10 protein-coding genes are annotated in these 12,562 nt (G+C 66.3%); 3 read left to right on the forward strand and 7 right to left on the reverse strand.

Annotated features, from left to right (window positions below):
• Nucleotides 1–2 precede the first annotated feature (2 nt).
• From ABD729_RS13230 to paaA, 6 genes are read right to left on the reverse strand one after another with little or no spacing between them, the layout of a single operon-like run.
• The gene (locus ABD729_RS13230) at nt 3–2,051 is read right to left on the reverse strand and encodes a transketolase C-terminal domain-containing protein (RefSeq protein WP_344711024.1); all 2,049 of its coding nucleotides are present in this window, start codon (nt 2,049–2,051) and stop codon (nt 3–5) included.
• Nucleotides 2,044–3,237, reverse strand: a complete 1,194-nt coding sequence (locus ABD729_RS13235; protein WP_344711027.1) for an aromatic amino acid transaminase — start codon at nt 3,235–3,237, stop codon at nt 2,044–2,046. Before ABD729_RS13235 ends, ABD729_RS13230 begins: the two co-directional genes overlap by 8 nt.
• A 19-nt stretch (nt 3,238–3,256) precedes the next feature.
• On the reverse strand, nt 3,257–4,333 hold the full coding sequence (locus ABD729_RS13240) for a 2Fe-2S iron-sulfur cluster-binding protein (protein ID WP_344711029.1): 1,077 nt from the start codon (nt 4,331–4,333) through the stop codon (nt 3,257–3,259).
• A complete protein-coding gene (gene paaC / locus ABD729_RS13245; RefSeq protein ID WP_344711032.1) occupies nt 4,330–5,151 on the reverse strand; it encodes a 1,2-phenylacetyl-CoA epoxidase subunit PaaC in 822 nt (273 codons plus the stop codon). The genes ABD729_RS13240 and paaC overlap by 4 nt, the downstream gene beginning before the upstream one ends.
• The gene (gene paaB / locus ABD729_RS13250; protein WP_425564903.1) at nt 5,151–5,432 is read right to left on the reverse strand and encodes a 1,2-phenylacetyl-CoA epoxidase subunit PaaB; all 282 of its coding nucleotides are present in this window, start codon (nt 5,430–5,432) and stop codon (nt 5,151–5,153) included. The genes paaC and paaB overlap by 1 nt, the downstream gene beginning before the upstream one ends.
• A gap of 46 nt (nt 5,433–5,478) precedes the next feature.
• Nucleotides 5,479–6,474 (reverse strand): 1,2-phenylacetyl-CoA epoxidase subunit PaaA, encoded by a 996-nt coding sequence (paaA, locus tag ABD729_RS13255; RefSeq protein WP_344711038.1) that lies wholly within the window; start codon nt 6,472–6,474, stop codon nt 5,479–5,481.
• 62 nt (nt 6,475–6,536) lie between these two features.
• Here paaA and ABD729_RS13260 point away from each other — a divergent pair, with 62 nt between their 5' ends.
• Both ABD729_RS13260 and ABD729_RS13265 read left to right on the forward strand, forming a co-directional pair.
• A complete protein-coding gene (locus ABD729_RS13260) occupies nt 6,537–8,705 on the forward strand; it encodes a primosomal protein N' (RefSeq protein ID WP_344711041.1) in 2,169 nt (722 codons plus the stop codon).
• Between the two features lie 38 nt (nt 8,706–8,743).
• On the forward strand, nt 8,744–10,273 hold the full coding sequence (locus tag ABD729_RS13265) for a hypothetical protein (protein WP_344711044.1): 1,530 nt from the start codon (nt 8,744–8,746) through the stop codon (nt 10,271–10,273).
• On the opposite strand, the gene ABD729_RS13270 is transcribed toward ABD729_RS13265, so the two are convergent.
• Nucleotides 10,270–10,764, reverse strand: coding sequence for a CAP domain-containing protein (locus ABD729_RS13270; protein ID WP_344711047.1), 495 nt, complete (start codon nt 10,762–10,764; stop codon nt 10,270–10,272). The genes ABD729_RS13265 and ABD729_RS13270 overlap by 4 nt on opposite strands.
• Nucleotides 10,765–10,947: 183 nt before the next feature.
• Here ABD729_RS13270 and ABD729_RS13275 point away from each other — a divergent pair, with 183 nt between their 5' ends.
• Nucleotides 10,948–12,522: a cryptochrome/photolyase family protein gene (locus tag ABD729_RS13275; RefSeq protein WP_344711050.1), complete on the forward strand. Its 1,575-nt coding sequence runs from the start codon at nt 10,948–10,950 to the stop codon at nt 12,520–12,522.
• Nucleotides 12,523–12,562 lie beyond the last annotated feature (40 nt).

Raw genomic sequence — 12,562 nt, forward strand, 5'->3', positions numbered from 1 at the left:
GTTTAGAACCCCACCAGGCGGTCGATCTCGGCCCGGATCCGCGCCACGCTAGGCACCGCAGCTTCGAGCAGCGACGGGTGATGCGGCGACGGAATGTCGGGCATAGTCACCCGCGCGACCGGTGCATCGAGGTCGAGAAAGGCTTCGTCGGCCACCACCGCAGCAATCTCGGCACCGAAGCCGCCGGTACGCAGGTCCTCGTGGACGATCAGGCAGCGACGGGTGCGGCGGACGCTGTCGAGCACGGCCTCACGATCCCACGGATTAAGGGTGCGCAGGTCGATGACGTCGGCGCTGATCCCTTCGGCCGCCGCTTCGCAGCGCGGAACCATGGCGCCCCAGGTGACGATGGTGATCTGGTCGCCTTGCCTCGTCTTCCTGGCCTTTCCGAAGGGCAGGACATACGCATCGCCCGGCCACGGCCGCCGCGCCCAGCTGTCGTCGAGCATCGCGCGATGTTCGAAGAACAGCACCGGATCGTTTCCGCGCAGGGCAGCGCGGAGCAGGCCGACCGCATCCTCGGCGTTGCTCGGCACCGCGACCATCCAGCCGGGATTGTGGACGAACTGAACTTCGTTGGTCTGGCTGTGCCAGGGGTCGCCGCACTTGAAGAAACCACCCGGCACGCGGAGCACCATCGGCGCGGCGAAGCGGTTAGCGGTGCGCCAGCGCATGGTCCCGGTATCGTTGATCTGCTCGGTCGCGGGCTCGGCATATTTGCGGAACTGGATTTCGGGGACGGGCAATAGCCCGGCAAGCGCCATGCCGACCGCGCGGCCGACGATCCCTTCCTCGTTCAAGCTGGTGTCGAACACGCGGGTCTCGCCGTATTTGTCCTGCAACCCCAGCGTCACCGCATGGACGCCGCCCTTCGGCCCAACATCCTCGCCAAACACGCACATCCGCGGGTTGGCGTCGAGTTCCTGGTCGAGCACCTTGCGGATCGCGGTCACCATGTTGATCCGCTGGCCCTCGGGGCGCGGTTCGTCGTGGGTGCCGTCGAGGCTCAGCCCGGCGCGGCCACCCACTTCGGCATGGGTGCCCGAAAAGAAGACGTCGTCCGCGACCCTGTCGCCGTCCAGCACCGGGCGCGCTTCGGCTTCCTCCCGGGCGCGGGCGACTTCCCAGGCGACCTGGGTTTCAAGCTCACTCCAGCGTGCTTCGCCGATCTGCAGGGCAGCGCAATGCGCCTTCAACCTGGGCAGCGGATCGCGCTCCCACTCGGCGGCGATTTCCGCTTCGCTCTTGTAGGTCTGGGTGTCCTGGTAGCTGTGGCCCTCGAGGCGGGGGACGGTCAGCCGCAACAGCGCCGGGCCCGCGCCCGACCGAACATGAGTAACCGCGGCATCGACCAGCCGCGCTGCTTCGACGGGGTCCGTCCCGTCGCCATTGAAGATGGTCAAGCCCTGGAAGCTCGCGAGGTTGGCGGCGATATTCTTACCCGGGGTCTGATAGGTCGACGGCACCGAAATGCCGTAGCCATTATCCTCGACATAGAAGAGCAAGGGCAGCTTCTGCGTGGTGGCGATGGTCAGCGCGGACCAGAAGCCGCCGGTCGCGCAGCTGGCGTCGCCGCCGAGCACCAGCGCGATATTTCCCTCGGCGCTCTCCTTCAGCCCCTCGGCCTTGTAGCGGATCGCCTGCGCCCAGCCGGCCGCGGGGGTATATTGCGCCCCCACCCCACCACACATCGGCAGAGCGTGGGCACCGCCTGGATTGGGATAGTTGAACACGACGCCGATATCGCGCCCGCCCGAATAGCCCCCGCTCCGCCCCATGCCCGAACCGAGCGCGTCGGCCAGCGGGACGCCCAGCGCCAGCAGCAGCGGCCGCGAGCGATAATAGCCGCAGGCCGCGTCGCCGTCCTTGAGCTTCAGTCCGAGCAGCACCTGCGCAAGGTCATGTCCGCGCGCGCTGAACTGGTAGAGTACCTGCTTGGCGGGGACGAGTTCCTCTTCCTCCAAGCGGTCGAGCTCACGGCTGGTCAGGACAAGCCTTGCAACCTCTTCCCAGTCGGTGGCGACCGTAAACTCGGCGTCCGCCTCAGCCATTCATCGTCTCGACGACCGCCGAACAGAAGCGATCGAGATCGCGATCGGCAATTCCCACCAGGTTCGCGCGGCCGCTGTCGGCCATGTAGATCGCATGCTTCGAGCGCAGCTGCTTCACTTGGTCGAGCGACAGCGGCAGCATGGAGAACATGCCCTGCTGATCGGCGATGAAGGAAAGGCGCGGATCGGCGGCGGCGATGGTCTGGCGAACGGTCCGGATGCGGGCGTGCATGCTGTCTAGTTCGGCGCGCCAGTCGGCGGCGAGATCCGCATTCTCGAGTACGGTCCGGACGCAGGCTGCACCATGGTCGGGCGGCATCGACCAGGCTTCGCGGCTGATCTGCAGCAGGTGGGTCAGCGCGAAGGAAGCATTGTCGGCGCTCGCCGCCTTGACGAACAGGCAGCCGACGCGGTCACGATAGACCGCAAAATTCTTGTCGCAGCTTTGCGTGATCAGCACCTCGTCGCACGCGTCGAGCAGCAGTTCGACACCGAAGCGGTCGGCCTCAAGTCCGCGGCCGAAACCCTGATAGGCGAAGTCGACCAGCGGAAGGAGCCCGCGACGAGCGACGATTGCGGCCACGTCGCGCCATTCGTCCTCGCTCAAATCCGCGCCGGTCGGATTGTGACAGCAGGCGTGAAGCAACGCGACGTCGCCCGGGCGTCCTGCGTCGAGCGCTTCGGCCATGGCCGCGAAATCGACCTTTCGGTTGTCGGCATCGTAATGGCGATATTCGCTGATCTCGAGCCGCGCGCCGCGCGTCATCGGCGGATGATTGGGCCAGGTCGGCGTGCCCATGATCACCCGCGCATCAGGGTTGACGACCGCGGCGAGCTTGAGCGCGAGGAACAAGGCACCGCATCCGCCCGGCGTCTGCAGTCCAACGATCCGCTCGTCGCCCGCATGGCGGCCGAGCACGATCGGACGGAGCAATTGGGCAAAGGCCTTGTCGCCCGCCCCGCCGAGGTAAGACTTGCTCTGCTGCGTGTCGTGCAGCCTTTGTTCGGCCTCGCGGACGGCGCGCATGACCGGGGTCCGCCCCTCGCCGTCGCGGTAGACCCCGACCCCCACGTCGATCTTTTCGGATCGGGTGTCGGCATTGACCATCGCGATCAGCGCCAGCAGCGAGTCGCTGACGATGGGTGGAAGATCGGCGAGGCCGCGGCGCGTGGGCGAGGTCAACATGGAGGAGCGATTAGCGCGGTCAGGCGTCGTAATCCACTGCGACGCCTTCACCCTTGGGAACGGCCTGGCAGGTCAACACGTAACCGGCGGCAATCTCCTCGTCGCTAAGACCGTAGCGGGCTGCCATGCTGACCTCGCCGGCCGTCACGCGGGCCCGGCAGGTCGCGCACACGCCCGCCTTGCACGCGAACGGCGCCGGAAGCCCGGAGGCACGCGCCGAATCGAGGATGTTCGTGCCATCGAACGCGATCCGCCGGGTCCGGCCATCGATGGTGACGGAAATAGTCTGGCCGGAAGCGGCCTGCTGCAATTGCGCCATCTCTGCGGCCAGTGCGGCCGACGGGCGTCCGGCAGTGAATCGCTCGATGTGGATGCGCTCAGGAGCGACGCCCGCGCCGAGAAGCGCTGCTTCGGCAGAATCCATCATCGGACCCGGCCCACAGATGAAGAAGCCGTCGACCTCCTTCACGTCGGGAACGAAGGCAGCGATGACCTCATCGCAGGTCTCGCGGTCGAGCATGCCGTTCAGCAATTCGACGTCGCCCTCTTCATCGCTGAGCAGATGGAACAGCTCGAACCGGCCGAGGTAGCGGTCCTTCAATTCGGCCAGCGCATCGAGGAAAATCACGCTGCTGGCGTCGCGATTGCCGTAGAAGAGCGAAAACCGGCTCGCCGGCTCCTCGGCCAGTGCAGTCCGCGCCAGGCTCATGATCGGGGTGATCCCCGAACCGCCGGCGAAGGCGACATAGCGACGGCTTGCCGAGGCATCGAAGTCGGTGGTGAACGACCCGTGCGGCGGCATCACGTCCAGCCGGTCGCCGGCCTTCAGCTCACGCGCTACCCAATTGGAGAAGGCGCCGCCCGCGATCTGCTTGACCGTCACTTTGAGCGCATTTTCGTTAGGTGCGGTGCAGAGCGAATAATTGCGCCGCACTTCCTCGCCGCCGATATCCGCCCGAAGCGTCAGATGCTGTCCGGCGCGGTAGCGGAAGGTATCGGCCAGATCGGGCGGGACAGCGAAGCGGATCGAGCGCGCCTCGGCGGTTTCCTCGACGATTTCGGCGACTTCGAGCGAATGAAAGTGCTTCTCGCTCACCACTTGGCGTCCGGATAGGTGCGCGGGAGATACTGCATGATCGCCAGCAGGTGACCAAGATGCTCGCTATGATGTCCGCGCCGTCCGCCGAGGATGGCACGCTGGTCGGCGGGAACTGGCAGGGTCGCCTCGGTCAGCACGGCCGCGATCGCCTCGCGATACTCGGCCTCGAACAAGCGTGGGTCGACTGCAATGCCGGCAGCGATCGCTGCTTCCAGTTCCTCGTCGACCTCGAACAGTTCGGGCACGAAGCGCCAGCACCAGTCGAGACCGTCCTGCATCCGGGCGCGGCTTTCCTCGGTCCCGTCGCCAAGGCGGATCACCCATTCGCCCGCAATCTCGCGGTGATAGGCGACTTCCTTGCCCGCCTTGGCGGCAACCTCGCGGATGGACTTGTCGCGGCTGTCGGCAAGCGACCGGTAGAGCAGATGTTGCCACGTCGAGAACAGCAACTGACGGACCATGGTGCGTGCAAAGTCGCCGTTCGGCTGTTCGACCAGCAGGCAGTTGCGAAAGTCGAGCACGTCGCGCTTGAAGGCCAGCTCGTCCGCATCGCCCGCGGCACCGAGAAACAGGGTTGCCTGCCCGACAAGGTCGAGCGCCAGATTGGCAAGCGACAGGTCGACCTCGACCGACGGTGCGTGTCCGGTCCATTCGCCAAGCCGCTGGCCGAGGATCAGGGCATCGTCGCCGAGCCGAAGCAGGTAGCCGGCGCGAACCGGATCATGCGCATCGGACGGCGCATCGAAGGCACCGGCCGGACGAATGCGCTCGGCGACCGCTTCGTCCTCGGGGCGGATGGGCGGAAGGCTCGGCATCAGATGTGCTTCACCTCATCCGGAATGTCGTAGAAGGTCGGGTGGCGGTAGACCTTGTCGGCGGCTGGTTCGAACAGTTCACCCGCTTGCGCAGGATCGCTGGCGACGATGTCAGAGGACTTCACCACCCACAGGCTGACGCCTTCCTGGCGGCGCGTGTAGGTGTCGCGCGCATGGCGCAGCGCGATCTCCGCATCCGGTGCATGGACGCTCCCGAAGTGACGGTGCGCAAGGCCGCCCTTGGTGCGCACGAAAACTTCCCACAATGGCCAGTCCGACATCACTTCCTCCGTCGCCTGGGGCCTGTCGCCGGGACGACGGATGAAATCAAGCTGCGGCCTTGCGCGCCTGCCGCTTGGCTTCGTGCGCCTGCGCCGCTTCGCGCACCCAAGCGTTCTTCTCCCACGCCTCGCGGCGCGCGGTGATGCGCTCCCTGGCGACCGGACCCTCGCCCTTCACGACCGAGTAGAATTCCTCCCAGTCGACCGCGCCGAAATCATATCCGCCCTTGGCCTCGTTCCACTTGAGGTCGGGATCGGGAACGGTGAGCCCGATAAACTCCGCCTGCGGGACGGTGATATCGACGAACTTCTGGCGCAGCTCGTCATTCGTTTCGCGCTTGATGCGCCAGCGCATCGACTGGGCGGTGTTGGGCGAATTGTCGTCGGGGGGGCCGAACATCATCAGGCTAGGCCACCACCAGCGGTTGAAGGCGTCCTGCATCATGCGCTTCTGTTCGGCCGTGCCGCGCGCGAGCTGCATGCTGATCTCGTAACCCTGGCGCTGGTGGAAGCTTTCCTCCTTGCACACCCGAACCATGGCGCGAGCATAGGGGCCGTAGCTGGTGCGTTGCAGCGGCACCTGGTTCATGATCGCCGCACCATCGACCAGCCAGCCGATCGCGCCGATGTCGGCCCAGGTCAGCGTCGGATAATTGAAGATCGTGCTGTACTTGGCCTTCCCCGAATGGAGCGCCTCGATCATCTGCTCGCGGCTGGTGCCCAACGTTTCCGCCGCGCAATAGAGGTAAAGGCCATGCCCCGCCTCGTCCTGCACCTTGGCCAGCAGGATCGCCTTGCGCCGAAGCGATGGCGCCCGCGTGATCCAGTTGCCCTCGGGCAGCATGCCGACGATCTCGCTATGCGCATGCTGGCTGATCTGCCGCGTCAAGGTGCGGCGATAGGCTTCTGGCATCCAGTCCTTGGGCTCGATGAATTCGTCCGCAGCGACCCGCGCCTCGAAGGCGGCGAGCAGCTGGGGGTCCTCGGCGGGGCCGATCGGCTGGACCTTGGCACCGGGCTTTGAGAGATCGGTCGTGTACATGAGCCTTAGATAGCGATTGCAGGGCCTTGGTTCCACCCGGTCCTTTCGCCTAGAGCGCAGCCGTGCCCCTCCCCCGCGCCCGTGTCGTCACCTTGAACGCTGCCCTCGGGCCGCTCGACTATCGCGTGCCCGACGGAATGGCGGTCGAGCCCGGAAGCGTGGTCGTGGCGCCCCTCGGGCCGCGGCAGCTGGTCGGTGTCGCCTGGGATGCGGAGCGACTGCCGAGCGAAGAGGTCGGCGACAACCGCCTGCGCCCGCTGGCCGGACTGATCGACGTTCCACCGCTTCGTGCGCCGCTGCGCCGGCTGTGCGAGTGGACCGCGGATTATTATCTGTCGCCGCTCGCCTCCGTCCTGCGGATGGTGTTGCCCTCGTCGTCGGCACTCGAAGGCTCGCGGCAACTGACCGAATATCGCCTCACGGGCCAACGCCCCGACCGCCTGACCCCGCAGCGCACCCAGGCGCTGGATCGGCTCGAAGGGCGACAGGGCACGATCCGCGAGCTGGCGGCCCACGCCGAAGTGAGCGACGCGGTGCTGCGCGGGCTGGTCAATGGCGGAGCGCTCGAGCGCGTGCAGGTCGAAGCCGACCAGCCGCTCACCTGCCCCGATCCGGACCATGCCCCGCCGGTGCTGAGCGACGACCAGGCTGAGGCCGCCGCCAGTCTCGTCGGCGGCATCGGCGGCGGGTTCGATCCCGTGCTTCTCGACGGGGTCACCGGTTCAGGCAAGACGGAGGTCTATTTCGAAGCCGTCGCAGAAGCCGTCCGCAAGGGTCTGCAAGTGCTCGTACTTCTTCCTGAGATCGCGCTTACGCAGCCGTTCCTGAAGCGCTTCGCTGCGCGGTTCGGCTGCGAGCCGGTGGCGTGGCACAGCGACTTGCGCTCCTCGCAGCGCCGGCGAGCCTGGCGCGGCATCGCCAGCGGCGAAGCGAGGGTCGTGGTCGGCGCCCGCTCGGCGCTGTTCCTCCCTTACGCCAATCTTGGCCTGATCGTGGTCGACGAGGCGCACGAGCCTTCCTTCAAGCAGGAAGAGGGTGTCCAGTATCATGCCCGCGACGTCGCGGTGATGCGGGGCCGGTTCGAGGAAATTCCGGTGGTCCTCTCCTCTGCCACGCCAGCGCTCGAGACCCGGCACATGGTGGAAACGGGTCGATACCGCGAACTGCGCCTGCGCCAGCGTCATGCCGGCGCCGAACTTCCCGCCCTGACAGCCCTCGACCTCACCGCCGACCCGCCGCCTCGGGGCCGCTGGATCGCGCCGCAGCTGGTCGCCGAGATGGAAGCGAACCTTGCCGCTGGCGAGCAGAGCCTGCTGTTCCTCAACCGCCGCGGCTTTGCGCCGCTGACCCTCTGCCGCACCTGCGGGCATCGCTTCCAATGCCCCAATTGCACCGCCTGGATGGTCGAGCACCGTTTAATGCGGCGCCTTGCCTGCCACCATTGCGGCCACGTCATGCCCCCGCCCGCGGCCTGCCCCGAATGCGGCGAGGCCGATAGCCTGGTCGCCTGCGGCCCCGGCGTCGAGCGGATCGCCGACGAGGTGCAGGCCCTGTTTCCCGATGCGCGCACCGCGATCGTCACCTCCGACACCATCTGGAGCCCGGCTCGCGCCGCGGACTTTGTCGCGCAGATGGAAGCTGGCGAGATCGACATCGTGGTCGGGACCCAGCTCGTCACCAAGGGATATCACTTTCCCAACCTCACCCTCGTCGGCGTCGTTGACGCCGACCTCGGCCTTGCCGGCGGCGACCTTCGGGCGGCCGAGCGCACGTTTCAGCAGATCAGCCAAGTGGCCGGGCGGGCCGGGCGCGGCGGCAAGCCTGGCCGGGTGCTGGTCCAAACCCATCAGCCCGACGCTCCGGTGATCGCCGCCCTGGTCAGCGGCGACACCGAGGAGTTCGTCGCCGCCGAAACCGAAGCACGCCAGGAAGCCGGCATGCCGCCGTTCGGCCGCCTTGCCGCGATCGTCGTCAGTGCCGAAGACAAGTATGAAGCCGAGCAGACCGCCAACCGGATCGGCCGCCGCGCGCCGACCGTCGATGGCATGGCGGTCTATGGCCCTGCCCCGGCCCCGCTGGCGATGCTGCGCGGTCGGCACCGCTTCCGGTTGCTGGTCCACGCCCGCCGTAGCCTCGATGTCCAGGACGTCATCCGCGACTGGCTCGGGCAGGTCGAATGGAGCGCCAAGGTGCGGGTTGCAGTTGACGTGGACCCCTATTCCTTCCTTTAAGGGGAAGTCGCTGCTCGGCCTGTCAAGGACCTGTAATAATGGCATTTCGTCGCGTTCTGCTTGCTTCGATCCTGCTCGCATCCACGACCAGCCCGGCGCTTGCCGCTTGGCGCGAGGCGCGAACCAAGCATTTCATCATCTATTCCGAACAAAGCCCCGGCGAGCTTCAGGCCTATGCCGCGAAGCTGGAGCGCTTCGACGCCGCGGTGCGCAAGATCCGCGGCTATGAAGACCCTCAGCTGACCGACGGGGCCCGGCTGACGGTCTTTGACCTGCCGACGATCTCGGCCGTCCAGCAACTCCTCCCGAGCCGCATGAATGCTGCCGGTTTCTATATCCCCCGCGCGTCGGGAGCGGTGGCTTTCGTCAGCACCCGCGGAAGCAGCATTGCCGGGCGCGGGCTCGAATCCGATCGCACCTTGCTGCACGAATATACCCACCATCTGATGCTGACCGACCCGAACAGCCCGCTGGCTGCCTGGCTGGTCGAGGGCACCGCCGAATTCTTCGGCACCGCCGTGGTCGAGAAAAGCGGCGATGTGACCATCGGCTACCCGCCGCGGAGCAGCGCCAACACCATCCTCAATGACGTCGGCTTCAGCGCTGGTGACCTTCTCGCCGGCGCCCGGCCGCGCAACGACATCGAGCGCAGCTCGGTCTACGGGAAGGGCTGGCTGCTGACCCATTATCTCGCTTTCAATCAGGCCCGCAGCGGTCAGCTCAGTCGCTATGTGGCGGGGTTGAGCCGGGGGGAGCCTCCCCGTCAGGCGGCCGAAGGGGCGTTTGGCGACCTCAAGCAACTCGACAAGGAAATCGACCTTTACGCCCGCAAGACCTTTCCGGCGCTCCAGGTGCCGGCCGGGCCCACGCCGGGGATACAGATTCGCTCGTTGAGCGAGGGCGAAGCAGCGATAATGCCGGTGCGTATCCGGGTCGATCGCGGCCTCAGGGCCTCGGACGTCCCCGCTGTCGCCGAACAGGCGCGCGCCATCGCTGCCCGTTATCCTGCCGATACAGCCGTTCAGGCGACGCTTGCCGAAGTCGAGCTTGCCGCCAAACGCTGGTGGCCGGCAGTCGAGGCCGCCGACAAGGCGCTCGCCAGCGACCCCAAGAACGTCGGCGCGATGATCACCAAGGGGCGCGCGATGCTTGCCGAAGCGCGGGGCAAAGGAAGCTCGGCCGACTGGAAGGAAGTCAGGCGCTGGCTCGTCCAGGCCAACCGGGCCGACACCGAAAATGCCGAGCCGCTCTACCTTTACTACCAGACCTTCCCCGCCAGCGGGGCCAAGCCGACGGCCGACGCGGTCAAGGGCCTCTATTATGCCCACACCCTCGCGCCGCACGACATGGGCCTGCGCTTCACGGTCGTGCGGCAGCAGCTGGAGGACGGGGAGATCGACAATGCGATCCGCAGCTTCTCACCGATCGTCGCGAATCCGCACATCGACGTTGAAAAGCGCCCCAAGCTGATCGAGGCGATGCAGAAGATGCGGGCTCGCGACGCTGCCGGCGCGCTGGCGGCGATCGAGGCGGATTACCGCGGCGATCGCGGCGGACCTGACGGCTAGGGCATCGCCCTTCCGTCGACGTTTCCGCCCGGAGAATAGCGGCACACAAGGTAGCTCCAGCCGCCACCTGTCCGGATGGCGCAGCCGACGCGCGTGGTGCGGCTGCTGATCATCTGGGTGTAATGGCCAACGTCACTCCAATTGCCTGTCGCGCTGACCGCAGGGAACACCCCGGGACGGAACAAGCGACGCTCGCCGACCCACCCGCCAACCATGTCGTCGATCTGGTAGGCGCCGGCCGTCCCCATCCACAGGTTCTCGCCCTGCCCGGGCCGGCTGTCGCGCGGACTGTGTCCCCACCGGCCGGTCCGTGCGAGCTCACTCGCATAGCGGTCGGCCGCAGCAGCCAGACCGAAATCCCATGCGAGCGGCGGCACCCGGAAGGCGGCGCGTTCGCTATTGTGCATGGCAAGCGCGGCGGCTTCCCAGGTTTGTGCGGACGCGGGCGCGGCTAGGCCGAGCAGACAAAGAACGGCGACGAAGAAACGCATGAATCGTTTTTGCCACGGAAGGTCTTAACAGCGAGTGGCGTTACCGCAGTTAGCGGCGAGCTCGTTTCAGCGAGCGGCGAACCGAGCAACCAATTCCCGGCTTAACTTTCGCTATATCGATGGCGGGTGGCAGTGGTCGAAGGGCCGCATCCAAACCCATCGGTGGACGGTCTAGGCAGGCATATGCTCCTTATTCCCATCCTCGGCGACCAGTTGACCCTTGAGCTCGCGTCGCTGCGCGGCGTCGACAAGTCGGAGACGCGCCTGCTGCTGATGGAGGTGATGGAAGAGGCGACCTACGTTCGCCACCACAAGGCAAAGATCGTGTTGATCCTGTCGGCGATGCGGCATTTCGCCGAGGAACTTCGCGGCGAAGGCTGGCAGGTCGATTACATCCGCCTCGACGATCCCGATAACAGCGGCAGCTTCACCGGCGAGGTAGGACGTGCCCTCGCCCGGCATGGCGCGGACGCGATTCGCATCGTCGGGGCAGGCGAATGGCGCGTTCAGAAGGCGATCGAAGGCTGGGCTGATCGGTTCGGCGTCCCTATCGAAATCGTGCCCGACGATCGGTTCATCTGCCCCCTGACGGATTTCTTCGCCTGGGCCGCCAGTCGCCGCGAACTCGTCATGGAGAGCTTCTACCGCCAGCAGCGCCGGCGGACCGGGCTGCTGATGGAAGCGGACGACACCCCCACCGGGGGGCAGTGGAACTTCGACAAGGACAATCGCGCACCTCCGCCCAAGGGCCGGCCGTTGCGCGAACCGCAGCGTTTCCCGCCCGACGACATCACCCGCGAGGTAATCGCGCTGGTGGAGGGACGCTTCAGCCACCACTTCGGCACGCTCGACAGTTTCGCGCTTCCAGTGAGCGCTTCCGAGGCGCGCGAATTGCTGGCCGACTTCATCACGGAGCGACTGCCCCGCTTCGGCACCTATCAGGACGCGATGCTGGAGGGGGTTGATTTCCTCTATCATTCGCGCCTTTCGACCAGCCTCAATTGCGGGCTGCTTACCGCGATCGAAGTGTGCGAGGCGACCGAGGCCGCCTACCGCCGCGGGGAGGTGCCCCTGAATGCCGCCGAGGGCTTCATCCGGCAGATGATCGGCTGGCGCGAATATATCCGTGGCATGTACTGGCTGGAGATGCCGGGCCTGTCCGGCGTCAACTACTTCGCCAACCAGCGCGACCTGCCCGACTTCTACTGGACCGGGCAGACCGACATGGCCTGCTGCGCCGACAGTGTCCGCAACACTCGCGACAATGCCTATGCCCATCACATCCAGCGGCTGATGGTTCTCGGCAACTTCGCCATGCTGGCCGGGATCGATCCGGCCCAGGTCGCCGACTGGTATCTGGTGGTTTATGCCGATGCCTATGAATGGGTCGAGCATCCCAACGTGCTCGGCATGAGCCAATATGCCGATGGCGGGCGGCTCGGGACCAAGCCCTATGCCGGCTCGGGCGCCTACATCAACAAGATGAGCAACTACTGCAAAGGATGTCGCTTCGACGTGAAGAAGAGGGTCGGCGAGGACGCCTGCCCCTTCAATGCGCTCTACTGGGACTTTCTCGACCGCAACGAGAAGAAGCTGCGCGCCAACCGCCGGATGTGGCAGCCTTATGCGACCTGGGACCGGTTCGGCGAGGACACCAAGGCCGACGTCCGGGCGCAGGCAAAGCGCTTTCTCGACAGCCTCGAAGGCGCCGCGCCGGGATGGGCGAGAGCGACTGGACAGGAGCCCGCGCCGCTGTAGTCTGATTGCACTACCAGGGGTGATCTGTATGCGTTTCAAG

The organism is Sphingomonas humi, assembly GCF_039536725.1.
GTDB classification, from domain to species: domain Bacteria; phylum Pseudomonadota; class Alphaproteobacteria; order Sphingomonadales; family Sphingomonadaceae; genus Sphingomicrobium; species Sphingomicrobium humi.

Excerpts from the sequence above, each read along its gene's own strand:
- ABD729_RS13275 (WP_344711050.1), top strand. The coding sequence starts at position 10,948 with ATGCTCCTTATTCCCATCCTCGGCGACCAGTTGACCCTTGAGCTCGCG.
- paaC (WP_344711032.1), bottom strand. The coding sequence starts at position 5,151 with ATGCCGAGCCTTCCGCCCATCCGCCCCGAGGACGAAGCGGTCGCCGAG.
- ABD729_RS13270 (WP_344711047.1), bottom strand. The coding sequence starts at position 10,764 with ATGCGTTTCTTCGTCGCCGTTCTTTGTCTGCTCGGCCTAGCCGCGCCC.
- paaA (WP_344711038.1), bottom strand. The coding sequence starts at position 6,474 with ATGTACACGACCGATCTCTCAAAGCCCGGTGCCAAGGTCCAGCCGATC.
- paaB (WP_425564903.1), bottom strand. The coding sequence starts at position 5,432 with ATGTCGGACTGGCCATTGTGGGAAGTTTTCGTGCGCACCAAGGGCGGC.
- ABD729_RS13265 (WP_344711044.1), top strand. The coding sequence starts at position 8,744 with ATGGCATTTCGTCGCGTTCTGCTTGCTTCGATCCTGCTCGCATCCACG.
- ABD729_RS13230 (WP_344711024.1), bottom strand. The coding sequence starts at position 2,051 with ATGGCTGAGGCGGACGCCGAGTTTACGGTCGCCACCGACTGGGAAGAG.
- ABD729_RS13235 (WP_344711027.1), bottom strand. The coding sequence starts at position 3,237 with ATGTTGACCTCGCCCACGCGCCGCGGCCTCGCCGATCTTCCACCCATC.